This window comes from Polaribacter sp. 20A6, assembly GCF_011378915.1.
Classification (GTDB): domain Bacteria; phylum Bacteroidota; class Bacteroidia; order Flavobacteriales; family Flavobacteriaceae; genus Polaribacter; species Polaribacter sejongensis.
In genome coordinates, this window is record NZ_WTPZ01000011.1 from 1 (window position 1) to 25,693 (window position 25,693).

15 protein-coding genes and 1 pseudogene are annotated in these 25,693 nt (G+C 31.0%); 12 read left to right on the top strand and 4 right to left on the bottom strand.

Translation table 11 applies throughout. From position 1 onward, the window contains the following. Positions 1-1,034: 1,034 nt before the first annotated feature. Both GQS57_RS17190 and GQS57_RS19030 read right to left on the bottom strand, forming a co-directional pair. Positions 1,035-2,192: a site-specific integrase gene (locus GQS57_RS17190; RefSeq protein ID WP_165734181.1), complete on the bottom strand. Its 1,158-nt coding sequence runs from the start codon at positions 2,190-2,192 to the stop codon at positions 1,035-1,037. Positions 2,193-2,435: 243 nt separating this feature from the next. Then, positions 2,436-2,712: pseudogene (locus tag GQS57_RS19030) on the bottom strand (DNA polymerase IV); the annotation flags it as partial. An 80-nt stretch (positions 2,713-2,792) separates the two neighbouring features. On the opposite strand from GQS57_RS19030, the gene GQS57_RS17200 reads away from it, so the two are divergent. After that, positions 2,793-3,566 (top strand): LexA family transcriptional regulator, encoded by a 774-nt coding sequence (locus tag GQS57_RS17200; protein WP_165734183.1) that lies wholly within the window; start codon positions 2,793-2,795, stop codon positions 3,564-3,566. Between the two features lie 107 nt (positions 3,567-3,673). Here GQS57_RS17200 and GQS57_RS17205 read toward each other — a convergent pair whose 3' ends face one another. After that, positions 3,674-3,919, bottom strand: coding sequence for a hypothetical protein (locus tag GQS57_RS17205; protein ID WP_165734185.1), 246 nt, complete (start codon positions 3,917-3,919; stop codon positions 3,674-3,676). A 257-nt stretch (positions 3,920-4,176) separates the two neighbouring features. Between GQS57_RS17205 and GQS57_RS19040 the strand changes: the two genes are divergently transcribed. The 5 genes from GQS57_RS19040 to GQS57_RS17230 all read left to right on the top strand — a co-directional run bounded on the left by GQS57_RS19040 (position 4,177) and on the right by GQS57_RS17230 (position 12,328). Then, positions 4,177-5,379, top strand: a complete 1,203-nt coding sequence (locus GQS57_RS19040; protein WP_165734187.1) for a site-specific integrase — start codon at positions 4,177-4,179, stop codon at positions 5,377-5,379. Between the two features lie 682 nt (positions 5,380-6,061). Further along, on the top strand, positions 6,062-9,283 hold the full coding sequence (locus GQS57_RS17215; protein ID WP_240915517.1) for a TonB-dependent receptor: 3,222 nt from the start codon (positions 6,062-6,064) through the stop codon (positions 9,281-9,283). A gap of 11 nt (positions 9,284-9,294) precedes the next feature. Next, the gene (locus GQS57_RS17220; protein ID WP_165734189.1) at positions 9,295-10,806 is read left to right on the top strand and encodes a RagB/SusD family nutrient uptake outer membrane protein; all 1,512 of its coding nucleotides are present in this window, start codon (positions 9,295-9,297) and stop codon (positions 10,804-10,806) included. Between the two features lie 101 nt (positions 10,807-10,907). Next, entirely contained in the window at positions 10,908-11,813 is a 906-nt protein-coding gene (locus GQS57_RS17225; protein WP_165734191.1) for a dihydrodipicolinate synthase family protein, read from the top strand. Between the two features lie 65 nt (positions 11,814-11,878). Beyond that, the gene (locus GQS57_RS17230; protein ID WP_165734193.1) at positions 11,879-12,328 is read left to right on the top strand and encodes a YhcH/YjgK/YiaL family protein; all 450 of its coding nucleotides are present in this window, start codon (positions 11,879-11,881) and stop codon (positions 12,326-12,328) included. Here GQS57_RS17230 and GQS57_RS17235 read toward each other — a convergent pair. After that, positions 12,318-13,037, bottom strand: coding sequence for a FadR/GntR family transcriptional regulator (locus tag GQS57_RS17235; protein WP_165734195.1), 720 nt, complete (start codon positions 13,035-13,037; stop codon positions 12,318-12,320). The genes GQS57_RS17230 and GQS57_RS17235 overlap by 11 nt on opposite strands. Before the next feature lie 109 nt (positions 13,038-13,146). On the opposite strand from GQS57_RS17235, the gene GQS57_RS17240 reads away from it, so the two are divergent. The 6 genes from GQS57_RS17240 (at position 13,147) to GQS57_RS17265 (ending at position 25,675) form a co-directional block, all read left to right on the top strand. Next, positions 13,147-14,304: an AGE family epimerase/isomerase gene (locus tag GQS57_RS17240; RefSeq protein WP_165734197.1), complete on the top strand. Its 1,158-nt coding sequence runs from the start codon at positions 13,147-13,149 to the stop codon at positions 14,302-14,304. Positions 14,305-14,425: 121 nt separating this feature from the next. Next, a complete protein-coding gene (locus GQS57_RS17245; RefSeq protein WP_165734199.1) occupies positions 14,426-15,559 on the top strand; it encodes an exo-alpha-sialidase in 1,134 nt (377 codons plus the stop codon). Positions 15,560-15,594: 35 nt separating this feature from the next. Next, the gene (locus GQS57_RS17250) at positions 15,595-17,673 is read left to right on the top strand and encodes a GDSL-type esterase/lipase family protein (RefSeq protein WP_165734200.1); all 2,079 of its coding nucleotides are present in this window, start codon (positions 15,595-15,597) and stop codon (positions 17,671-17,673) included. A 16-nt stretch (positions 17,674-17,689) separates the two neighbouring features. Further along, positions 17,690-18,871 carry a glycoside hydrolase family 27 protein gene (locus GQS57_RS17255; RefSeq protein WP_165734201.1) on the top strand — a complete coding sequence of 394 codons (1,182 nt, stop codon included), beginning with the start codon at positions 17,690-17,692 and terminating at the stop codon, positions 18,869-18,871. Between the two features lie 15 nt (positions 18,872-18,886). After that, the gene (locus GQS57_RS17260; RefSeq protein WP_165734203.1) at positions 18,887-22,369 is read left to right on the top strand and encodes a family 20 glycosylhydrolase; all 3,483 of its coding nucleotides are present in this window, start codon (positions 18,887-18,889) and stop codon (positions 22,367-22,369) included. Between the two features lie 183 nt (positions 22,370-22,552). Next, positions 22,553-25,675: a SusC/RagA family TonB-linked outer membrane protein gene (locus GQS57_RS17265; protein WP_165734211.1), complete on the top strand. Its 3,123-nt coding sequence runs from the start codon at positions 22,553-22,555 to the stop codon at positions 25,673-25,675. The last annotated feature ends 18 nt before the right edge of the window (positions 25,676-25,693 follow it).

Here is a 25,693-nt window from a genome sequence, read left to right on the forward strand (position 1 = left end):
TTCGGAAGAGTTTGATTTTAATAATCTTGATATTTCAGTTTTATCTAGTTTTCCTAAATTATCTTAATCTTCAAGTTTTCAGTTTTTACTTACACCTAACGTTGTTGTGTTATGGAAAGTTGCGTTTAAAGTGAACGGCTATTTTCCGCAGGAAAATTGATGTTCACAAAAAAGCAACTACTTTTAGTTAGGATAAAAATAAGCAATTTTTTATACACGGTGTTGGGCGTAGGTTATTTTATTTATCGATTTTTCTAAATTAAATTCCTAATTATTTTAATTTACATTCAGAACATTTTTCGTTTTCTTAAAACTCTAAATTTTTCAACTTTTTCTAAATTGTCTTAAACCTTGAAATTTTAGTTCTCACAAAGTTTGGCTGCGTTCAGTTTTTCGTTTTCTTAAAACTCTAAATTTTTCAGTTTTTTCTAAATTGTCTTAAACTTCTAAATTTTTGTTCTCTCAAAGTTTGGCTGCGTTCAATTTTTCGTTTTTTAAAGCTCTAAATTTTTCAGTTTTTTCTAAATTGTCTTAAACTTCTAAATTTTTGTTCTCTCAAAGTTTGGCTGCGTTCAATTTTTCGTTTTTTAAAGCTCTAAATTTTTCAGTTTTTTCTAAATTGTCTTAAACTTCTAAATTTTTGTTCTCTCAAAGTTTGGCTGCGTTCAATTTTTCGTTTTTTAAAGCTCTAAATTTTTCAGTTTTTTCTAAATTGTCTTAAATTTCTAAATTTTTGTTCTCTCAAAGTTTGGCAACGTTCAATTTTTTGTTTTCTTAAAACTCTAGATTTTTCAACTTTTTTCTAAATTGTCTTAAATCTTGAAATTTTAGTTTTCACAAAGTTTGGCTGCGTTCAGTTTTTCGTTTTCTTGAAACTCTAAATTTTTCAGTTTTTCTAAATTGACTTAAAATTCAATATTTCACTTTTTTTTTGGTTAATTTGTCTTTAAAATAACGAATTTTTATAGCTTATCTGAGTTTACTTTTAACTTACGCCCAACCGGTTATATGTAAACAAATATATTGTTTTTTGGTTAAATATTACGGGATAATAAAACATTTGACTTGTCTTTATCTTCATGCTTTATTTTTTGTAAGGCGATATCCAACGGATTCTGAATCTTCATTAAATCTTTACGTTGTACATGAGTGTAGATCATTGTTGTTTCAGGCCTAGAGTGCCCTAATAACGATTGAATATACCTTATGTCTACACCATTTTCTAATAAATGGGTAGCATAACTATGTCTTAAAGTATGTGGTGTAACAGGTTTTTTAATTTTTGCTCTTGAACAGCTCTTTCTTAAAAACTGACGAACACTTTCTGGACTATATTTCCCTCCATTTTGTCCTTCAACAAAGTATATCTTTGGTTTATAAGAATGGTAATAATTAGATAACAAAGGTAAAAAACTATCGGCTAAACTTACATACCTATCTTTTCTTCCTTTAGCATTTTCTATTATTAATTGCTTTCTCTCAATATGAAAATTAGACAACTTCAAATTAATCAATTCACTTATTCGTAAACCGCAAGAATAAATTAAAGCTATACATGCTCTATGTTTTAAGTTCTGCGTACACCTAATAATCTCTAAAACTTCTTCCTGTGACAAAACATTAGGTAATTTTCTTGATTTTTTTGGTCTCTCTAATACTAGGTCATTAATTTTTGTCTGTGGGTAAAAGTTTATAAAAATCTTTAAAGCACTTATAAACTGTCTTTGTGAACTAATAGAATATTTACGTTCTATAAACACCTTTTCAATAAAGTGTTCAACATCTCTATTTGTTAATTCTTCTAGGGGAGTTTTTTTGTGAAAATTAACAAAATCTGCAACAAAGAACGTGTAGGTTTGTATAGTGCTATCACTATATCTTTTACCTTTTAAGTATAAGTAGAAATTATTTAGAAGTTTTTTCTGATCTTCGGTTAAATTTCGTTTAAAATTTTTCTTTTTAGGTAGTTTGCTAGAATCTACGGTGGTTATGTTTTTAAAAGTATTTAAAATTAAAGCTAAATTTTTTGTAGTGTCTTTTACATACCAAGATTTTAAAGAATAACTCCAAGTAGCATCAGGGATTTTTCTCATCAAATTGATTAAAGAATTGTTATATTTGAATTTAACGAGTAATTGAGACTCGTTTTTATAAGTCTTTTGTTCTAATAAAATTGTAGGTATTTTTTTCATAAAGCACTTAAATTTAATGAAAATTATATAAATAATCAATTATTTGGGGAATTATATCTAATTCAACATTTTGGATCACCAGTAATATTTATTTTTTAGACTGAATTATATTCATGCTACATAAAACAAAACGATTGGTAATTTTATCATAACAAACATAAATACCTGTTGCATTTATTGTGTATCACATTTGTAAAATGGACAGCATCAAAACAATTACTATTATCATCTGTTTTTAACCCAAATGCTAATCCTCATTTCTAAAGGCATTTCTTTAATCATTTTTATTTTATCAACACCAAGGTTTCTAAGAATTTGATAGGTTTTATTGCCTACAGAAGACTTTTTTTTAATTGATAAAGGTGCTAAAATATCTTTTTTAAAACCTGCTTCAATCTATAATTGATTATTTAGTTTTTGCTTCTCTAGTGGCAATTTTAGAAACAATTTTGTTTTGCGACATTCCGAAGGAAATAGGCAATCTACTTTCTTTAATAATCCACTGACGTAATTTTGAATAAATCGAGATGTAAAATATTTTTTTTCACGATGTAAAGTTGGCTATAAATCCATACATTTGGTGTTTAATATTGTAGCTTTATGTGTAATTTATCAAAAAACATCAAACATTTAAGAGGTTTAAAAGGGTTAACGCAAGAGTCTCTGGCGGAAGAATTGTCGGTAACAAGATCAAGAATAAGTTCTTATGAAGAGGGTAGGTCGTCGCCTAGCATCGATTTTTTGATAGATTTTTCTAATTACTTTAAGCTGCCAATAGATATTATTGTAAGAAATGATTTGACAAAAGCAAAAGATGTTTCTTTTATTGAAGTTGGAAATAAAAGAGTATTGTTTCCGATAAGTATTGATGCTGAAAATGAAAATTTGATTGAGGTGGTTTCGGCAAAAGCATCTGCAGGTTATTTGTTAGGGTATGACGATCCTGAATATATTGAGCAATTGCAAAAAATAAAATTACCTTTTTTACCAACAGGAAAACACAGAGCTTTTCCGATAAAAGGAAATTCTATGTTGCCCATGAAAGACGGTTCTTATGTAGTGGCAGAATTTGTAGAAGATATAAAAGAAGCTAAAAGTGGACTCTCTTATATTGTAGTTACAAAAGACGATGGAATGACATATAAAAGGTTAGAGAATAGAGTAGAAGAAAGGCAATCTTTTTTATTGAAACCAGATAATCCTTCTTATCAACCTTATGAAGTGCCTGTTTCTGAAATTTTAGAATTATGGAAATTTACCTGCAGTATTAATACACAAGAATATGAAGAACACGAATTAAAATTGAGTAGTATTATTCAAATGTTTAATGGGTTAGGAGTGGAGTTAGAAGCTTTGAAGAAGTCTCTGATTTAAATATTGTTTCAAGAAGAAATTTTTCCGATACGAGGTCAGATATTCGTTTTTAGTGATGTTTTTAATTAAAAAAGCACTAGGATCAATTTCCCTTTTTCTATAGGAAGTTAGAATTTGTAAACGTTCTTCTTTTTTTTTTGTGAAAAATTTGCTTTTCCATAAATATTTTGCATTCTTTTGAGTTTTCCAGTTGCAGGATCTCTAAAAGAAAAATAAACATACCAGCGTTTTGATAGATTTTCTTTTGCAGAATATATTTTAGGAAGAGAGAATTGTCTTTTGTGTTCCAAATCGTGTTCTAAATCGTGTTCAATTTTAGAGTTAAAGGTAAGGAATTCTTGAATGTTATGCATAAAAAAACAGTTTAGCGTGAACTAAACTGTTGTCTTGTAAGTGATTTGTACTTGTAGCGAGAACGGGATTTGAACCCGTGACCTCAGGGTTATGAATTCTAAAATGTATATACTAAAACAAACTAAATTTATTGACTGTCAATTTGTTAAGTGTATTTTAATTTTGCTTGATATCGAATAATTCCATATAATACCATCAAATGTTGTACCTATGTTGTACCTGAATTTTGTATCTTTAGATAATAAATTTTAAAAAGGTGTCTTCAATTAAAGCAGTTTTAAGGAAAAAAGCAAATTCTCAAAAATTATATCCTATTGCACTTAGGATTATAAAAGACAGAAAAGCTACTTTTATTTATATCGGTCAATATATAAAACAAATTGACTGGGATAATAAAAATAGTGTTGTTAAAAAGTCTCACCCTGATTTTTTATATATCAATCAACTTATTTTAAATAAAAAGTCTGAGGCCAATAAAAAATTAATTGATGCTGAGATGGAAGTCAACTATCAGTCGGTAACTGCCATAAAAAGTAAAGTTTTAAATAAAAAAAACGAAGACTTTTTCTTAATATCAAATTATTATTTGAATCAATTAAAAAATAGAAAACAATTCCATCAAGTAGATATCGAAAAACAGCGCCTTCAAGTTTTTAAAAAATTTATTAAAAAAGATACATTTAACTTAGGAGAGTTTGATGTACGGTTGATGAAGGAATTTGAAAATCATTTATTTACTAAAAGGAAATTAGCTAAAAGAACGATTGCAAATTATATGATTACAATTAGAACGATTTTGAATTTGGCCATCTCTGATTTTTCAATTAAAAATGTAAGTTATCCTTTTGGTAAAGGGAAGTATCAAATAAAATTTCCGGAATCAGTTAAGATTGGTTTAACTATTGAAGAAATTAGAATTTTAGAAAATATAAAAGATATTACTAAAGCACAGAAATATGCTTTAAATGCTTGGTTACTTAGTTTTTATTTTGCCGGAATTAGAGTTAGTGATGTTTTATTATTGAAGTGGAAAGATTTCTTAGATAATAGATTGCATTATAGAATGGGGAAAAATAAAAAACTTGTTTCTTTAAAAATTCCAAATAAAGTAAAAGGTATTCTTAGTCAGTTAGAGAAAAATGAGGAAACAGTTTATCTTTTTAAAGAATTGGAAGGTGTTGATTTAGATGATGACAGGTATTTAAAAACTAGAATAAAGACTGCTACAAGAAACTTTAATAGACGCTTGAAAATGGTAGCGGAAAAGGCTGGTATTGATAAAAAACTAACGATGCATATTGCTCGTCATAGTTTTGGTAATATTTCTGGTGATAAAATTACAATTCAAATGCTTCAAAAGTTATATCGTCATTCTTCAATTACAACTACTATTTTATATCAGTCTAATTTTATGCAACAAGATATTGATGATGCATTGGATAAAGTTGTGGAGTTTTAAGTGTAACTGTAAGTAGGATTGTAATGTGATTTTTTGATTTTTATATAAGTACCTATAAAATTAAAATATTTATATTGTTCTGTTATTAATTTAAAAGGATATTTTATTTCGACCATACAGCAAATTGGATAGTATTCATAAATTTATGTACTATAAATATAACTTATATCATTAAAAATAACATGAGATAATCCTCTCTAATGTTAATAAAAGAAACTCGTGTTTTTAATTCTACTTTTTCTTATAAATTATAAATTTTTATTTGATAGTTTTATTATTTCACCTCTTGTCACTGGTTTTAAAGTAAGTTTCTTGTTATTAATTTAGTAATTATAGTGTAAAATCTCTAAAATTAATTGTCTAAAGTTTTTTCATTTTCTTGTAAGACTTTATAACGTTGTTGTTTAGATATTTAAGAGTTAAGGTAGTTCTCTTGATTTTATAAAATTAGCGAAATCAACTACTCTTGTTTTTATCTCTTTTCCAGAATTGATTCTTATAAAACTTTCAATTATAATATAATTTTCTGTAAACATTAATTATTTAATAATTTTTATTTTAATAAGATCCTTTTTTTATTCAAAATGTAATGTTTTAAAAAAAACTTTTTGATAAGTTAATATTTTGTTATAATATTGTGTTATGTTATACATAATACATATAAACTAAATAAATTAATCACATGAAAAAAAAAGACTCCAATATTATATGCATGATATTGATTTTGTTTTTATGCCTGCCGACTCTAGGTTTTGGTCAGCAAAAAACAATTACAGGTACAGTAATTACTTCTGGAGATGATTTTCCATTACCAGGGGCTTCAATTATTGTAAAAGGAACAAGTACTGGGACTACTTCAGACTTTGATGGGAAATATTCTATTAGTGCAAAAACAGGAGATATCCTTGTATTTAGCTATATAGGTTTTGCTTCAAACGAAGTTAAAGTGGCTTCGGAAACCGTAATTAATGTGTCTCTTAGCCAAGATGCTGCTTTGTTAGAAGAAATTGTTATTACTGGGTATGGTAAACAAACCAGAGCTACTTTAACAACTTCAATTTCTAAGTTAGATACACAGGTTTTAGAAACATCATCTAGATCTAATGCTGCAACAGCTTTACAAGGTACAATTGCAGGTTTAAGAGTTACAAACAATACAGGGCAACCTGGTTCTACGCCTTCAATCGTTTTACGTGGAGGTACTACTTTTGATGGTGGAGGTTCTCCTTTAATCTTGATTGATGGAGTTCCAGGATCATTTTATGCTTTAAACTCGGATGATATTGAATCTATTGAGGTGTTAAAAGATGCTGCTGCAACTGCTATTTATGGAGCAAGATCTGCAAACGGTGTTATTTTGGTAACAACCAAAACCGGAAAAGAGGGGAGATCTTCTATTAATTATAAGTATAAGTTTAGTATGAATGAAAGAAGGGATGACCAAGAGTTTATTGGAGCTGCCGACTTTATAACATATAACAGACAAGCTGTTGCAAACTATACAGAAGTTACAGGTAATAGTAATTTCGATTCTGGGTTTTTAAATAATGGTAGTACAGCTTTCTCTACAGGTAATAATACTACAGATTCAGCTTTTACTACACAGTTTTTATCAGATTCTAATAGATATTTATTAGATCAACCTGGATGGAAAACAGTAGTAGATCCTTTAGATCCTAGTAAACAAATTTTGTTTTTAGATAATGACGTAAGTGATAATATTTATCAAGACAGTACAATTAAAGATCATTACTTATCATTTGACGGAGGTAATAAAGACGGAACATATTATTTAGGTTTAGGCCTTTTAGATAATGACGGTTTAATTTTAGGTTCTGGTTTTAAAAGATATTCTGCAAAGTTTAGCGGTTCATACAATATATCAGATAAACTTAAAGTGAATTCTAATGTTTTATATGCACACTCTAATTTAAATACAAGTCCCTTAGGAGGTGATGATACTGTGTTTAGAAGGTATGCAGGTCAAGCACCAACCTCTAGAACCTATGATACCAACCCAGACGGAACGATGTCTACTGTTTTAAGTCCAGGTACAAATGCAGGTTTTGGTAATCCATTATATTATCAAGATAAATTTGTGAGAGAAAACTTAGAACAACGATTAACGGCTTCTGTTGGTGTTGATTGGGAAATTTTAGAAAATTTATCTGCATCTGCACAGGCAAGTCATTTTACTATTAATAACCATAACCAAAGTTTTAATAAAGCATACAGACAAGGTAGTACGTCAAGCCCACTTAACACAACGCGTAATGCATCTACAAGTTTGGGAAGAACATTAAGAAACCAATTAACAGGTACATTATCTTATACTAAAAAGTTTGGTGATCATAACTTTAATGTGCTTTTAGGAGGTGAATATTATAAAGATAACAACTTTAGTTCTTACGCAAGCACTAAAGGGTCTCCTACAGATTTAATTCCTACACTTAATGCAGGAGCAGAACCAACTGGTGCTACTAGTTTTGAAACAGAGTTTGCATTGGTTTCTACATTTGGAAGATTGTTATATGATTTTGATAGCAAATATTTAGTTTCTGCAACTTTTAGGCGAGATGGTTCATCTAGATTAGGAAATGAAAAATTTGACTTTTTCCCGAGTGTTTCTCTAGGTTGGAATGCGCATAATGAAGAGTTTATTCAGAATTCTGTTATAGGCAAATATGTGTCTAAATTAAAACCTAGATTTAGTTACGGATCTAATGGTAACTTAGAAGTCTTGTCTAATTTTGGCGTTTTTGGTTCTTATGGATCACAAGGAACTTATAATGGGCAAACAGGATATGCAAACACAGGTTTACCAACTTTAGATCTTGTATGGGAGCGATCTACAACTTTTAATGTTGGGTTAGATGTATCATTCTTTAATAACAGACTTAACTTTATAACAGATGTGTACTCTAGAGATGTAAAAGATAAATTAGCGTATTTAACATTGCCTTACTATACTGGTTTTGGAGGGATACTTACTAATAATGGAACCATTAGAAATAAAGGTTTCGAATTAGAAATGAATGCTGATGTAATTAGAAATGATGATTTAACTTGGAATGTAGGTGCTACTTTAACAAGTAATAAAAACTATGTAATTAAGTTGCCAGAAAATGATAATGAATTAAACAGACAAGGTGGTACGGAAATTTACAATCCTGCAACTGGTCAAAATGAATGGGTAGGTGGTTTACAAGAAGGACAGCGTGTCGGTAATGATCTTATTGTTACCTATGAGCAAGATTATATATATGCAGATCAAGCAGCTGTAGATGCTCATGCAACTAGATCAGATGAACTGTTACGTGATCCTACAAAACGTTTTCCTGGTGATGTAGCTTGGGTAGATCAAAATGATGATAATGTAATTAATAGTTTAGATAGAAAAGTTTTAGGAAGATCTACTCCAGATTTTATTGGAGGTTTAACCTCTAGTTTAACATATAAAAACTTTAACTTATATATTAAAACAGATTTTGCTACAGGTCATTTAGTTAACAACCATATTAGAGTAAAAGGTTTAGCACAGACACAAGGAAATTTAAATCAACCTATAGAGGTACTAAATTCTTGGTCACCGACTAACACAGATACAGATTTGCCACGTTTTATATTTGTAGATGCTCAAAAAAATATTTTTAGAGGAGATGGAAGTTCTTCTAGGTTTTGGGAAAAAGGAGATTACTTAGCTTTAAGAGAGGTAACTTTTAAGTACAATGTACCAACAAAATACTTTAATGATGCTATAAGTAATCTAAGTATTTATGCTACAGGATCTAATTTACATTATTTTAAAAGCTATAGTGGAGATTCTCCAGAGGTAGGTGGTGTGCAATATGGTGAATTTCCAATGCCAAGAACAATTACTATAGGAGTTAACATATTATTTTAAAATTTTATACAATGAAAAAATATATATATATATTATTTGCAGTTTTTGCATTAAGTGCATGCGAAAGCGAATTAGAAATAACAAGTCCTAGTGAATTGACTGCTGCAGGTTTTTGGGATACTGAAGAAGGAGCCAAAGCTGCACACACAGGTTTGTATGGTACGTATAGGTCTAGTAATTATACATTTTGGTTACTAGGTGAAATAAGAAGTGATATTTGGGGAGGAGATACATTTGAGTCTGCTTCTAATACTTCGCTTATAGAGTCTAATTTTACGGCTACTACCGCACCATTTGGTGGGTGGGCAGGGTTTTATTCTAACCTGCATAAGCTTAATGATTTTATTGTAAATGTACCAAATGTTACTTTTACTAATGAAGTAGAGAAAAAACATTTAATGGGGCAGGCTTATGGATTAAGGGCTTTCTATTACTATACATTATTAAAAACATGGGGTGATGTGCCAATTGTACTAGAACCCTTAACAGATGTAAATCCAGAGGGATTAAGTAGGGCAAGATCACCAAAAAGTGAAGTGATGGCTTTAATAAAATCAGACTTAGCGGCTTCCTTAACATCTTTCGGTTCAGATAATAGTTTCTGGACAGGTAGTAAAGTGTATTGGTCTAAAGCGGCTACTTTGGCTTTAAAAGGTGATGTTTTTATTTGGTCTGGAAATTTAATGGGTGGTGGTGCTGCAGACTTTAACGAGGCTAAAACAGCATTACAACAAATAGCAGCAACAGGTATCAGTTTGGCAAGTAGTTATGATAATTTATGGGGTACAGACAACGAAGGTAATAATGAATTTATTTTCTCAGTACAATATAAAGAAAATGAAGCAACAAACTATTACAATAGCTTTACAGGAAGAGCTACAGAGATTTCACCAACTTTTAATGATAGTGGTGCTTCTATGCAAGACTTTATAATTGGAGGAGCAAACAGATATGGACCATCAGAAAAAACATTATTGTTATTAGATGACAATGATGATGCTCGTAAAGCGGCCAATTTTATTTATCTATATTCAAATGATAATGGAGGTGCTGGTTACCAAAACTACGATGCTAGTAATTATTTTGGAGCTGTTTTTGCTAAGTTTTTAGGAGCTGAAGATGGTACTGGTGGTAGAATTTTTGAAAACGATTTACCTGTATATAGATATGCAGATGTTCTTTTACTATTAGCGGAAGCTAAAAACTTATTGGGAGAAGATCCTTCAGGAGAAATTAATCAAATTCGTAAAAGAGCCTATGGTACAAATTATGTAGCGGCAACGCATGCGTATGTAAATGGATCAATTGTAGATAATGTAAACGCTATTTTACAAGAACGTAATAAAGAGTTTATAGGAGAAGGAAAAAGATGGTGGGATTTAAGGAGAGCTGGAGATAGTTATACTATAGATAATGTGCCTTTTTTATCACCAGGAGAAGAGTATAAATTAGTGTTGCCTATTACTCTTGATATGATAGGTAGAAACCCATTCTTAGAACAAACTTCTGGGTATACAAATTAGAGTAAAGATTATTATTTGAATTAGTTTTAAAAGAGTGTTTTGGTGAACATCTTAACGCTCTTTTTTTAACTTCAAAATTAACGTCATTAAAAAAAATAAAAATGAAGATAAAAAATTTAGTAGCAGCTACGTATGCACCCATGCGTAAAGATGGCTCTTTAAACACAAGTGTTATTAAAGATTATAGCAGTTTTTTAATAAGAAACAATATTGCTGGGGTTTTTATGAATGGTTCTACAGGAGACTTTGTTTCTCTATCAATAGAAGAGCGTAAAGAAATTACTTTAGCATGGTCTAAGAACAAAACTTCTAATTTATATTTAATAGATCATGTAGGCTCACCTAGTTTAAAGGTGTCTAAAGAATTGGCAGCTTATGCATCAGATAAAGTAGATGCCATTGCAGTATTGGCTCCTTATTACTTTAAACTAAATACTATTGAAAAATTGGTGAAATATTGTAAAGAAGTTGCAGCAGCTGCTCCAAACCTTCAGTTTTATTATTATCATATTCCTGTTTTAAGCGGTGCTGATTTAAATATGTTAGAATTTTTAAAAGTAGCTTCTAAAGAAATACCAACACTAGAAGGAATTAAATTTACTAATAATAATTTAATAGATTATTTGCATTGTAAGAATTTTGAAAACGGGAAGTTTAATATTTTGTTTGGTTTTGATGAAATACTTCTTGCTAGTTTGCCATTAGGGGCAGATGGTTGGGTAGGAAGTACATATAATCATCTAGCACCTTTATATTACAAAATAAAGGAACTGTTTGAAGCAGGTAAAATGGTTGAGGCCGCTAAATTGCAAACAAAAGCAATTAGGTTTGTTGAGATTTTAGATGGTTATGGAGGCTTTAATGGTGTGGCAAAAGGGTTTATGAAATACTTAGGTGTAGATTGTGGACCAAGTAGATTTCCGCATACTACATTGCCAGATGAAGTCTATTTAGAAATTAAAACAGAATTAGACAACATTGGGTTGTTAGATCATTTAAGTAAATAATAATAGGGTAAAAACCAAGTTAAAATATACATTTTGCTTGGTTTTTTTTTAACTGTAGATATATAATGATTGTTGATAAAATAGAAAATGCCAATTTATATAGAGGCATGCATAAAGGAATTGATAGAGCCTTAAATTATTTAAAAAACACCAACTTTGCCAAAATACCTATTGGTAAATATGAAATTAAAGATAAATCTGTTTATGCACTAGTAAAAGAATATGAGACAAAACCTATAGATCATAACTTGTTAGAAGGGCATCTTAAATATATTGATATTCATTTTATGGCAGAGGGTAGTGAGGGGATAGGATATACTACGCTATTTGATCAAGAACCGCATAAAGTTTATGACGTCTTAGATGACTATGCTTTGTATAAAGAGCCATTTAATTTACAAACATTACAAAAAGGAATGTTCGCTATTTTTTTTCCAGATGATATTCATTTACCAGAAATCAGTTTAAATAGCTCTTTAATAGTTAAAAAGGTTATTGTAAAAGTTAAGTTGTAGAGTTGTTTAAAATTCTATCAAAATGTGGTTCTAAATGCTGACTCATTCCTTTTCTAAATGCTTTTTTATTATCTTCTTTCAAGAAATTTAAAAGTTCTCTATGCGTTATAAACTTCTTAGTATACATGTAAGTCTCTGCGTCTGGTAGTTTGTTAGTATGTACATATTGAAATACAGGTAATAATAAATTCTGAAACCTTTGTAATGTTTTGTTACCAGACATTTCATATAATTTTCCGTGAAAGGCAACTTCATTTTCTAAGCTAAAAAGAGTCGCTCCAGATTCCTCGTTTTCCATTTTGCTAACAATTTCCTCTAGCTCAACTAAATCTTTCTCTGTCTTTCTTGCAAACAATAGATCTATCATACCCATTTCTAATATCAAGCGAAGCTCAAAAATATCCTTTAAAGTTTCGTCCCCTAGTAAGTGAGTGTCAATTACTTTTTCAAAATTATGTATAAAGTCTGGTTGAGATAACACCATTCCTTTATGTTTTTTAGAATCAATAATACCTATAGTTCGCAGCCTAGATAAAGCTTCTCTAATAACTGTTCTACTAACACCTAAAGCTTCTGCAAATTCCATTTCTTTCGGTATTGTGTCACCCACCGAAAGTTTGTTCTCTTTTATATATTCTGTAATACGAATTTCTACTTTATCGACTAAGCTAAGATTCGTTAAAGGGGAAATGCTTATTTTATTTTTCATTATTGCTATTTAATTTATTACAACGGTAATTTATATAATTTATTTCATTAAGTTTGTATTATGTTATACATAACACGTAATTTTTCCTAAATATAATAAAAAATACAATATGTTATATAAAGATTTATATAAAAGTACACTATTAAGTGATATTATTCCTTTTTGGGAAAAAAACGCTATAGACACAAAAGATGGTGGTTATTTTACTTGTTTAGACAGAAACGGTAAAATGTATGATACAGATAAGTTTATGTGGCTTCAGGGTAGACAAGCTTGGACGTTCTCTATGTTGTATAATAATGTTGATAGAAATGAAAATTGGCTAAAAATAGCAAAACATGGTATCGATTTTATTATAAAACATGGTATGGATAAGGAAGGTAACTTTTACTTTTCTACTACTAAGGAGGGACAACCTCTTGTTCAGCCTTATAATATATTTTCAGATTGTTTTGCTGCTATGGCATTTAGCCAATATGCCATAGCTTCGGGTGATGAAGAAATTAAGAAGCTAGCAAAACAAACCTATCTTAATATTTTAAAAAAGAAAGACAATCCGAAAGGTATTTACGAAAAATCTACGAATGCACGTCCTTTAAAAAGCTTTGCATTACCTATGATTTTATCTAATTTGGTGTTAGAGTTAGAAGGCATTTTAGATAAAGAAGAAGTAGAAAAAACGATAGATTTTAGTGTCCATGAAGTAATGAAGGTTTTTTTAGATAAAAAATCTGGACTTATTTATGAATTTGTGAAACCAGATGGATCGCATGAAGATAGTTATAATGGTCGCCTCTTAAATCCAGGACATGGTATTGAAGCTATGTGGTTTATGATTGATATTGGTGTTAGAAGAAATGATACTAAATTGATTGAAAAGGCAGCAGATACCATTTTAAAAATTTTAGACTATAGTTGGGATCAAAAACACGGAGGGATTTTATACTTTATGGATGCCCATGGAAAACCACCACAACAATTAGAGTGGGATCAAAAATTATGGTGGGTACACTTAGAGGCTTTGGTGGCTTTGTCTAAAGCTTATGAACAAACAGGAAGAGAAGAATTAAAAGATTGGTATGAGAAAGTTCATAAATATACTTGGTCACATTTTTCTGATCCAGAAAATGGTGAATGGTTTGGTTATTTAAATAGACAAGGTGAAGTATTGTTAGATTTAAAAGGAGGTAAGTGGAAAGGTTGTTTTCATGTTCCTAGAGCAATGTTTCAATGCTGGAAAGCTTTTGAGAACATAGAAAATAAATAAAATAGATTAAGAGTGAAAATGTTTTTAGAAGTAGTTGTTGATAAAGTTGCAGCGTTTTTTGAAGAACTGCACCATGCCGATGCTAAAAATATGTATGAATAAATAATGTAAATTTTATAAGATGAAAAAAGTAATTGTACTATTAATTTCGATATGCTGCTTTAGTTGTGCAGTGCAAGACAAAACGAAGTCAGAAAAAAAGTCTAAAGAGGCTTTGGTGTTTCAAGATTTATTTAACTCTTCTATGGATGAGGATGTTAATTGCTACAGAATTCCTTCTATTGTGACTGCTCCAAATGGAGATTTAATAGCGTCAATAGATGAGCGTGTACCTAACTGTGGAGATTTAAAATGGAGTAAAGACATTAACATTATAATTAGAAGAAGTGCAGACAATGGTAAAACTTGGTCGGCTATAGAAACTGTGGTAGATTTTCCTTACGGTAAATCAGCGTCAGATCCTTCTATGATTGTAGATGCGGTTACTAAAGAAATTTTTCTTTTTTACAACTATATGAATTTAGATACAGAAAAGGATATTTATTATTTACATGTTGTAAAAAGTGCAGATAATGGTAAAACATGGAGTAAACCAGTAGATATTACGTCTCAAATAGCCAAAAGTGAGTGGCATAAAGATTTTAAATTTATTACTTCTGGTAGAGGTATTCAAACCCGTTCAGGAAAATTATTACACACTATGGTTAATTTAAATAGTGGCTTACATGTTTTTGGTAGTGATGATCACGGTAAAACTTGGTATTTTATAGATTCACCAATTCAGCCTGCAGATGAATCTAAAATAATAGAACTTGCAGATGGCACCTTAATGATTAATGCTCGTGTAAATGGTAAAGGAATTCGTTATGTACATACATCAACAGATGAAGGTAAAACTTGGGAAACTAAAGCAGTTCCAGAATTAATAGATCCAGGTTGTAATGCAAGTATTATCCGTTATACCTCTATAGAAGATGGTTATAAAAAGAATCGTTTACTTTTTTCGAATGCAAAATCAGAAAAAGGACGTGTAAATATGGCGGTTAGAGTTAGTTATGATGAAGGTAAAACTTGGACAGAAGGAAAAACAATTTACGAAGGTTCTTCTGCATATTCTTCTTTAACAGTGCTAGAAAATGGAGATATCGGATTGTTTTTTGAACAAGATGGATATACTAAAAATCCGTTTGTAAGCTTTTCTTTAGAATGGTTAACAGATGGAGCAGATGTATATAAAAAGCCAAGGAAAAAGTAAGAAAAGAAGATTAATATTTTATTAAAAATAAAAAAATGAATGCAAAAAATGACTATTTACTAACGCTGTTTTTGTTGTTTTTTGCATTTATATGCAATAGCCAAATAATAAAAGTAGCATGTATTGGAGACAGCGTCACATATGGCTCAGGAATTGAAAACAGAGAAGACAACTCGTATCCAGAACAATTGCAACAATTATTAGGTTCAAGTTATAGGGTAGAAAATTTTGGGTATCCCGGTGCTACCATGCTAAAAAAGGGGCACAAGCCGTATTGGGAAAAATCAGAATTTAAAAAATCACAAGAATTTACGCCAAATATTGTCATTATTCACTTAGGACTAAATGACCAAGGCAATAACAATTGGCCAAAACATAAAGACGAGTTTGAAAGTGATTATTTAGATATGATTGCTGTTTATAAAAATTTGCCTTCAAAACCAAAAGTTATAATCTGCAAAATGACTCCTACTTTTTCTGGACATCATTGGTTTGAAGAAGGTATGCGTGAAAATTTTAAAGAAATACAATCTAAAATTGAAGAAATAGCAGCAAAAGCTTCTGTTGAAGTGATAGATTTACATGAACCTTTGTATCGCTATCCGGAGTTATTTCCAGATAATTTACATCCTACAAAAGAAGGTGCTAAAATAATTTCTAAAAAAGTTTATGGTGCTATAAAAGGAGATTATGGTGGTTTACAATTACCAATTCTCTATGCAGAAAATATGGTGCTTCAAAGAAACAAGCCTATAAAATTTAATGGAATCGCTAATGTGAATGAAACCATTACAGTTCAATTTAAAAACGAAATAAAAGTTGCAAAAGCCGATTTTAATGGGCGTTGGAACATTAGCTTTTATCCCATGGAAGCAGGAGGGCCTTATGCCTTAAAATTCCATACAGCAAATAAAACTATTGAGATCAATAAAGTCTATGTTGGTGAAGTTTGGTTAGCTTCTGGGCAGTCTAATATGGATTTTAAAGTCAGAGATATGGAAAGTGCTTCCACTGTTTTAAAAGATTCTTTAAATAAAAACGTTTTCTTATTCTCTATGGATGGGAAAGCATTGTCTGGACAAAAATTTAACGAACAAGACCTTCTAAATTGCAATACCAAAGAGTATTTTAAAAATACTGGTTGGACAACTTCAACAGAAAATAATCTAAAAAACTTTTCTGCAGTTGCTTATGCCTTCGCGTATAAACTTCAAGAAAAATTAAACGTACCTATTGGTATCATTTATAATGCTGTTGGTGGTTCTCCTATTCAGAGTTGGATTAGTAGAGAATCTATGGAGCAAAAACATAAAACCATCAATTTACTAAATGACACACATTTAAACCCTATGGTAGATAAATGGGTTGCAGAAAGAATTGTATTGAATATGGAAGATGTAGCCAAAAATAAAATAAAAGCAAGACATCCATACCAACCTACATTTTTATTTGATTCAGGAATTTTACCAATTAAAGAGTATGCCATTAATGGTGTTATTTGGTATCAGGGAGAATCTAATACAGAACAATTAGAGCTGCATTCTAAATTGTTTAAAATGTTAGTAACCGATTGGCGTACTCATTTTAATAATAAAGAATTGCCTTTCTATTATGTTCAGTTAAGCAGTATTGATAGACCAAATTGGGGACCATTTAGAGATTCACAAAGATCTTTATTAGAAATTCCAAATACAGGTATGGCAGTTTCTATGGATGTAGGAAACAAAAAGGATGTCCATCCTAAGAAAAAATGGATTGTTGGAGAGCGGTTGTCAAATATTGCACTTCATAAGAGTTATAATTTTAATACCACTTTTTCTGGACCACTTTTAGACTTTGTAAATGTAAAAGGTAACATCTTAGAAGTTTATTTTAAATATAACGAAGGATTAAAAACGATAGATAATCTATCTGTAAAAGATATTTTTATAGCTAATTCCGATAAAAAATTTGTTCCTGCAAAAGCTAAGATTGTTAAAAATACTCTGCAGGTTTGGTCATCAGAAATTAAAAACCCTAGATATGTAAAATATGGCTATACATCTTTTTCTAGTGGGAATTTAGTTAACAAGCAAGGTTTACCTGCTTCAACATTTTCTAATATTATTGAATAATTTAAAAAGTAAATACATGAAAACAAAAGCGCTTTTATTAATGCTAATCCTATTTTTAACAAACGAAATTATTGCTCAGAAATTTGAAAACTTAGCACAAACTCCACCAATGGGATGGAATAGTTGGAACAGTTTTCAATGTGAATTTGTAAATGAAAACGTGATTAAGGAAATGGCAGATGCCATGGTAGAAAAAGGATTAAAAGATGCCGGTTATGAATATATTGTTATTGATGATTGCTGGCAAATAGGCCGTGATAAAAATGGATATATTATAGTAGATAAAGAGAAGTTTCCTTCTGGAATTAAAAGTCTAGCCAATTATATACATTCAAAAGGTCTAAAATTTGGAATTTATTCTGATGCTGGTACAAAAACTTGTGCTGGTCGTCCGGGAAGTAAAGGGTTTGACACACAAGATGCAGAAATGTATGCTAAATGGGGTGTAGATTATTTAAAATACGATTGGTGTTTTACAGAAGGACAAGATGCTAAAATATCGTACAAAAAAATGCGTGACGCCTTGTATAAAGCTGGTAGACCTATTGTTTTTAGTATGTGTGAATGGGGTGAAAATAAGCCTTGGGAATGGGCAGAAGACGTAGGTCATTTATGGAGAACAACTCTAGATATAGATATGAAAGGTAGGTTTGATGGCGATATTTGGGACAATCATCTTGGTTGGACAACTATTTTAGATATGCAAGTTGGCTTAGAAAAATATGCTGGCCCAGGGCATTGGAACGACCCAGATATGTTAGCAGTTGGAAATAATGATATGCCAGAAAATGAGGCTAGAGCACACTTTACCATGTGGAGTATGTTGGCAGCTCCACTTATGGCTGGCAACGATTTAAGAAATATGTCTGTAAACGATCAAAATATTTTAACAAATAAAGAGCTAATTGCTATAAATCAAGATGTTTTAGGAAAACAAGGTTTTAAGATTGAAGACATGGGGAATTTTGAAATTTGGCAAAAACCATTATCAAATGGTGATATGGCAATTTGTTTATTCAATAGGGAAACGAAAGGAAAAAAATATCAAGTAGATTGGTCTAAAATTAAAATAAAGGATTTTTCTGGAACATATAAAGTAAAAGATCTTTGGAAAAATAAAGTAATTGGGACTACCGATGCTAATTTTACAATTGAAATTCCTAGTAGAGATGTTGTAGTATTTAGGTTGATGAAATAATAAAACTCTTTGAATATGAATCATTTTTTTAAATCAAGTTTCTTTTTAATTGCTCTTTTACTACTATCTTTTAATGTGTATTCTTCTAATTTGTTGAGAGATAATCTTCAAAAAAAGTATCCAGTAATTCCTACACCTCAAGAAATTAATTATGGAGATGGAGAGGTAGCGTTTAAAACCATCAATATTGCGAAGTCTAATTTTAGAAATGTATCGAATAAATTAGAAGCATTCTTTTATGCTAAAGGAATTAAAGTGTCATCAAAAGGTTTAAGTATTCAAATTATAAAAGCAGAAATTCCTGTTGACAATAGTGATGAGGCGTATCGGTTAGTCATAGATTCTAAAATTAAAATTTGGGCATCTACAGAAAAAGGCGCTTATTATGCGATGCAAACTTTAAAACAAATTTTTAGAAAGTACGGTAAAAAAGGAAGTTTTCCAAAGCTTGAAATTACAGATTGGCCAGCATTTAAAATTAGAGGTTTTATGCATGATACAGGAAGAAATTTTCAGTCTGTATCTCAATTAAAAGAACAGATTGAAGTGCTTTCTCAATACAAATACAACGTGTTTCATTGGCATTTAACAGATGATCCTGGTTGGCGTTTAGAGAGCAAAATTTACCCAGAATTACAATCTGAAGCCGCAACCTCTCGTGGCAAAGGGAAGTTTTATACACAAGAAGACTTTAAAGAGATCTTGGCATTTTGCAAGGATAGAAACATCACAGTAATTCCAGAATTTGATATTCCTGGACATTCTAGAGCTTTTAGAACTGCGTTAGGTTTTAAATCGATGAAAGATGAAAGGGCACTGCCTGCTTTACTGGCATTGTTTAATGAACTTTGTTCGTTGGCGGGGCCAGAAGAAATGCCTTATATCCATATTGGCACAGATGAAGTAAGGAACAGTGAAGAGTATGTTTCTAAAGATTTTGTGTTAGAAATTATGAAACGAATTAAAGCAAACAATAGAGAGCTAATTGTTTGGAAAGAGGGAATCGAAATAAAAGAAGATACAACCTCTATAAATCAATTATGGGCACAGCACGAACCAAGAGCAGGACATCGTTTTATAGATTCGAGAGCTAATTATATTAATCATTTAGATCCTTTTGCAGGCATGTCTAGATTGTATTTTCAACAACCTTGCAGGCAGCCAAAAGGAGATGAATTTGCTTTAGGAGGTGTTTTATGTGCATGGCCAGACAATAATGTAAATAATGAAAGAGATATTTTAAAGCAAAACCCTATTTATCCTTCTATCTTATTTTATGCTGATGCGATTTGGAAAGGAAGGGAAAAAGATCATTTGGAATATTGGGCAAAATTACCATCAAAAGAAACACACGCTTTTAAAGCATTTCAAAAATTTGAAGAAAAAGTGATAGCTCACAGAGATTTGTTTTTTAAGGGAAAGGAGTTTCCGTATCTAAAACAAACAGATGTTTTATGGAACATAATTGGTCCTTTTGATCATAAAGGAGATGTTTTAACAGCGTTTGAGGTTGAAGATACTTTAAAGCAATCTTATAAAAGTAATGGAAAAACATTTAATTGGTCGGAACCCGTGGTTGGCGCTACGGTTCATTTAAAACATTTTTTTAATTTCCCAGCTTTAACAAGTCAGAAAACCGGAACTTTTTATGCGCGTACTCAAATTTATTCACCAAACAACAGAACACAAGATTTTTGGATTGGTTTTCAGGGTTGGTCGCGCTCTGGCGGACGTAGAGTTGGTCCTTTTCCAGATCAAGGGCAGTGGCACACTACAAATCCTAAAATTTGGGTAAACAATAATGAAATTGCACCACCTATTTGGCAGCAACCCAATTTGGGGACTAAAACAGATGAGATTGCGTTTATAGATGAAGATTATTTTTATAGAGCACCAACCAAAATCAATCTGAAAAAAGGGTGGAATACTGTACTTTTAAAAATACCACAAGATAGAAATTCATGGAAATGGATGTTTACCTGTGTACCTGTAACTGTTAAAAATGAGGGTGTAAGTGAGGTTAAAGAATTAAAGTTTAGAACCGCTTTTAATATGACTTCTAAAGTTTCTCTGAGTTCTTTCCCTAAAAATTATCAACTTTACGCCAGAAATTTTAATAATAAAGCAAACATTAATATTTCTGGTAAAGTAGACAGTTCTATAGATAGTTTAATAGTGAAGGTGCACAGAGCACAGAGTACTGTTACAAGAACAGCTATTGCAGTAAAAACAGAGTTTTCTGTTCCGATAGAAATTGATGCAATTAAGCATAATTATACGATAGCTCTTTTTGTAAAAGCAAAGAATGGGGAAGAAGTGTTTATTAAAAAAGCGACTCACGTTACAGCTGGAGATGTTTATGTTATAAACGGGCAATCGAATGCTTGGGCTATAGATTATGATTATAATAATAACCATTTACCAGAAAACGCTCAGTGGGTGCGTACTATTGGAGCAATGCACGTTTACAACCACCCTGCTATTTTGCCAGAAGCAGAAAATACAGATTGGTACTTGGCTAGTGGAAAAGCACCAGATATTCGCAGTGGGAAAGAACTTGTAGGTAGAGGTATGGTTGGTGTTTTGGGAATGAATATTGGCTTGAATTTGGTGAAATCAGAAAATGTGCCTATTGCTATTATTAATGGAAGCGGAGGTGGAGGAGCAATTTCTTACTATCAAAAAACAATAGATTATGATTTGAATAAACCCTATGGACGTTTACAAAAGAGGTTAGAAGCCTCTGGGGTAAAAGGGAGTATAAAAGCCTTTATTTGGAATCAAGGTGAAAACAATGCTACAGATAGTATAGTGCATTATAAAAAAGCGCTTAAAAGGTTTTACAACGATTTAAAAACTGATTTTTCCTTTGAAAAATTTTATATCATTCAAACTCCTCCAGGGTGTAATTCTAATATAGGACATCAAAATGTTAGAGAGGCTCAAAGACAGTTTGCAAAGGAACATGAAAAAATACGGATTCTAACACGCCACGGTTTTTTAGAAAATCCCAAGACTGAGGACGGAAGTTATTTTTTATCAGATGGCTGTCATTATCATGCGCATGGTTATGAAGTCTTAGCAAATTGGATTTCTAATTTAGCTAAATATGATTTCTATGGAGGAGAAGTAGATTATCAGGCTCCTCAATTAATTAAAGTTCAGCTAGAGTCATCTAAGTCTTTAATTATAGCGTTTGATAAACCGATTGCTATTCAACCAAATTTATTAGTTGATGGCGTTTTGTACGCTGTGAAAGATCATTTGTTTGCTTTAAATAGTCATAAAATATCTTCTATCTCAAAAATAGAAATCTTCGCAGAAAACTCAAAAAAGGTAAGGTTAGCATTTTCAGAACAGTCCTTATCAAAAGGAGATCGCTTAACGTATGTTTTAGGAGATAATTACTTTTTAACATCAAAACCTTATAGCGGTCCATGGCTTGTAGATAAAGTTACTGGAGTTGGTGCGGTTGGTTTTACTTCGGTTTTAGAGTAAATTACAATTATTTAACATAATCTTAGCGCTTGTTCTATGGAAAAGTTACATATTTTTATTATTCAATAATTTTAACCAACACCACTTATGTTTAGTTGTTAGTCGAAAATAATTAATTGATTGTGTTTTATTTTGTTAATTTAAACTTAATTTAACTTTAAATAAAACTAAATTCAAAAAATTATGACAAAAAAGGTACTTAAATTACTGTTTGTGTTGGGCATTCTATGCACATACGGTATGCAGGCACAAACAACTGTAAAAGGGAGTGTTGTAGAAGCAGGAAGCAATTTAGCGCTGCCAGGAGTTAGTGTAGTTATTAAAGGCTCTACCGCTGGTACTACAACTGATTTTGATGGTAATTACAGCATTAATATAGCAGGATCAAATGCTATTCTACAGTTTTCTTACATGGGGTTTGCTTTGCAAGAAATTGAAGTTAATGGGCAGAAAGTTATTAATGTTACATTGGTGCCAGATGTTAGCCAATTAGACGAAATAGTAGTAACAGCTCTTGGTATTAAAAGAGAACGTAAATCTTTAGGATATGCGGTTCAAGAAGTAAAAGGAGAGAGTTTAACAGAAGCAAGAGAGTCTAACGTTGCTAATGCTTTGGTAGGTAAGGTTGCAGGTGTACAGATTATAAAAGGGAGTAATGGTCCTGCTAGTTCATCAAAAATAGTATTGAGAGGAAATAGTTCATTATCTGGAGATAACCAACCTTTAATTGTTGTCGATGGAATTCCTATGGATAACTTTACAGGAGCAGAGAATACAGATTTCTTTAATCCTTCTCAAGATTTAGGGAATGGTTTAGGAGATTTAAATGCAGATGATATTGAAACAATGACGGTTTTAAAAGGTGCTTCTGCTGCTGCTTTGTATGGTTCTCGTGCAGGAAACGGTGTAATTTTAATAACTACTAAAACGGGTAAATCTAGAAAAGGTCTTGGTATTACAGTTTCTGTAACTACTGGTTTTGAAAGATTATTTATAACACCAGAAATTCAACAGTCATTTGGACAAGGAAATGAAGGTGTGTATGTAAATGATTCTCGTGCAAGTTGGGGACCTCAAATTATAGGTCAAACAGTAACAGATTTTAAAGGTGATCAAACTACTTTAAGAGCGTATGATAATATCGATAATTTTTATAATGGAGGATTTAATCAAAATTATAGTGTATCATTTCAACAACAAGTTACAGATGCAACATCATTATATACTTCTGTAAATTATTTAGAAAATGAAAGTAATATTCCAGGATCTACATTAGAAAGGTTAAACTTAACTACTAGAGCGGTTTCTCATTTTGGTGAAGATAATAAATGGACTTCTGATGTAAAGGTGCAGTATATTAATACGCAAGCAGGTAACAGACCTTTAAATGGTAGTAATAATAACAATGCTTTTGCTACGTTAGCACAATTACCAGTCTCTGTAGATATTACACAATTTGAAGAAAGTTCAGATCAATTTGGTAACATGAGATGGTTTGTTTCTGAGAATGCAGAAAACCCATACTGGTCTGCAAAAAACAGATTGAGTGAAGATGCAAGAGATCGTTTCTTATTAAATGGATCATTAAAGTATAAATTTAATGATTGGTTAAGTTCAGAATTAAAAGCAGGAGCAGATTTATACACTACAACTACAGAAACTAAATTATATTCTGGTAGCCCAGGAAATAATACTGGTAGATATAGTTTTGGTAAAGATTCTTTTATCGAGAAAAATTACAGCTTATTATTACTTGCAAGCAAAGATAATATCTTTGGCAAATTTGGAGGTTCTGCAACGCTTGGTGGTAATTTAATGTCTCGATCTTCTGATAATATTAGTGGAAGTTCTGGGGATTTAGTTGTACCAAATTTATTTACATTAAATAATGGTGTAAATCCAGCAAGTATCAATCAAGGTTCTAGTAACAGAAAAACAAACTCTATTTATGGTACATTCCAGGTTAATTACGATGGATATTTATTTGTAGATTTTACAGGTCGTAATGATTGGTCTTCTACGTTAAGTGAAGAAAATAGGTCTTTTTTCTACCCTTCTGTGAGTGCTTCTTTTGTTTTTACAGAAATGTTAAGAAAACAAGATGTAGACATGCCTAGTTGGTGGAATTTTGGTAAAATTAGAGCTTCTTACGCAACCGTTGGTAATGATTTATCTCCTTATGAACTGTATAACTTCTATACGGTTGGTAACGACGCAAATGGTAATACTACTGCGGGTACTAATAACGTGTTGTTTAATCCAGATTTAAAAAGTGAGTTAATTAAATCTAAAGAGATTGGTTTTGAAGGTAGATTTTTTAATAACCGTTTAAGTTTAGATTTTGCATACTACCAATCTAATGCAACAAACCAGTTGATTAACTTGCCTTTAGATCCTTTAAGTGGTTATAACTCTAAAAAAGTAAATGCTGGTGATGTTCAAAATAAAGGTTTTGAATTGTCTTTAAATGGTAGAATTCTTAACAATCCAGAAGGTTTAAATTGGGATTTAGGTGTAAACTACTCTAAAAATGATAACACTATTGAAAGCTTAGCAGAAGATGTAACGCAATATGCTCTAGGAGGTTTTGATAACTTATCTGTATTAGCTATTGAAAATGGAGTTTATGGAGAAATTTGGGGAACTAAATATGCAAGAGTAGCTGATGAAACGAGTGCTAATTTTGGACAAATTATAGTAGATGGTAATGGTTTGCCAACTGCAACATCAGAAAAATTTAAATTAGGTGAGCAACAGCCAGATGCTATGGTTGGTATTTCTAATACGTTTACTTATAAAAACTTAACTCTTGGTTTTTTAATTGATGCACGTTTAGGAGGAGAGATTTTCTCTGGATCTAACCATGCATTACAAGCTTCAGGAAACGCATCGGCAACAGTAGTTAATGGAGATAGAGCAGATTTTATCGTAGAAGGAGTAGTTAGTGATGGTAGTGGAGGTTTTACGGCAAACAATACTGCAGTTTCTCCACAAGATTATTGGACAGCTATTACTGCAAGAACAGGTAACTTAGGTATAACTGAAGCGAATATTTTTGATGCTACAAACATCAGGTTAAGAAATGTAAATGTTAATTATAATTTAAAAAGTAAGTGGTTAACGGATTCAGGAATTCAAAATGCTAAAATTGGAATTTCTGCAAATAACGTGTGGATGATAAAAAATAACTTGAATGGTATAGATCCAGAATCAGTTTTTGCTACGTCTACAAATGCTACAGGTTTTGAATATCTTTCTCCTCCTACAACAAGTAGCGTGTTTTTAAACCTATCATTAAGTTTCTAAAAATTAAAAAATATAAGT

Bases quoted from the DNA above. Each gene is read 5' to 3' on its own strand.
- GQS57_RS17190 (WP_165734181.1), bottom strand. From the start codon at position 2,192: ATGAAAAAAATACCTACAATTTTATTAGAACAAAAGACTTATAAAAAC.
- GQS57_RS17200 (WP_165734183.1), top strand. From the start codon at position 2,793: ATGTGTAATTTATCAAAAAACATCAAACATTTAAGAGGTTTAAAAGGG.
- GQS57_RS17205 (WP_165734185.1), bottom strand. From the start codon at position 3,919: ATGCATAACATTCAAGAATTCCTTACCTTTAACTCTAAAATTGAACAC.
- GQS57_RS17215 (WP_240915517.1), top strand. From the start codon at position 6,062: ATGAAAAAAAAAGACTCCAATATTATATGCATGATATTGATTTTGTTT.
- GQS57_RS17220 (WP_165734189.1), top strand. From the start codon at position 9,295: ATGAAAAAATATATATATATATTATTTGCAGTTTTTGCATTAAGTGCA.
- GQS57_RS17225 (WP_165734191.1), top strand. From the start codon at position 10,908: ATGAAGATAAAAAATTTAGTAGCAGCTACGTATGCACCCATGCGTAAA.
- GQS57_RS17230 (WP_165734193.1), top strand. From the start codon at position 11,879: ATGATTGTTGATAAAATAGAAAATGCCAATTTATATAGAGGCATGCAT.
- GQS57_RS17235 (WP_165734195.1), bottom strand. From the start codon at position 13,037: ATGAAAAATAAAATAAGCATTTCCCCTTTAACGAATCTTAGCTTAGTC.
- GQS57_RS17240 (WP_165734197.1), top strand. From the start codon at position 13,147: ATGTTATATAAAGATTTATATAAAAGTACACTATTAAGTGATATTATT.
- GQS57_RS17245 (WP_165734199.1), top strand. From the start codon at position 14,426: ATGAAAAAAGTAATTGTACTATTAATTTCGATATGCTGCTTTAGTTGT.
- GQS57_RS17250 (WP_165734200.1), top strand. From the start codon at position 15,595: ATGAATGCAAAAAATGACTATTTACTAACGCTGTTTTTGTTGTTTTTT.
- GQS57_RS17255 (WP_165734201.1), top strand. From the start codon at position 17,690: ATGAAAACAAAAGCGCTTTTATTAATGCTAATCCTATTTTTAACAAAC.
- GQS57_RS17260 (WP_165734203.1), top strand. From the start codon at position 18,887: ATGAATCATTTTTTTAAATCAAGTTTCTTTTTAATTGCTCTTTTACTA.
- GQS57_RS17265 (WP_165734211.1), top strand. From the start codon at position 22,553: ATGACAAAAAAGGTACTTAAATTACTGTTTGTGTTGGGCATTCTATGC.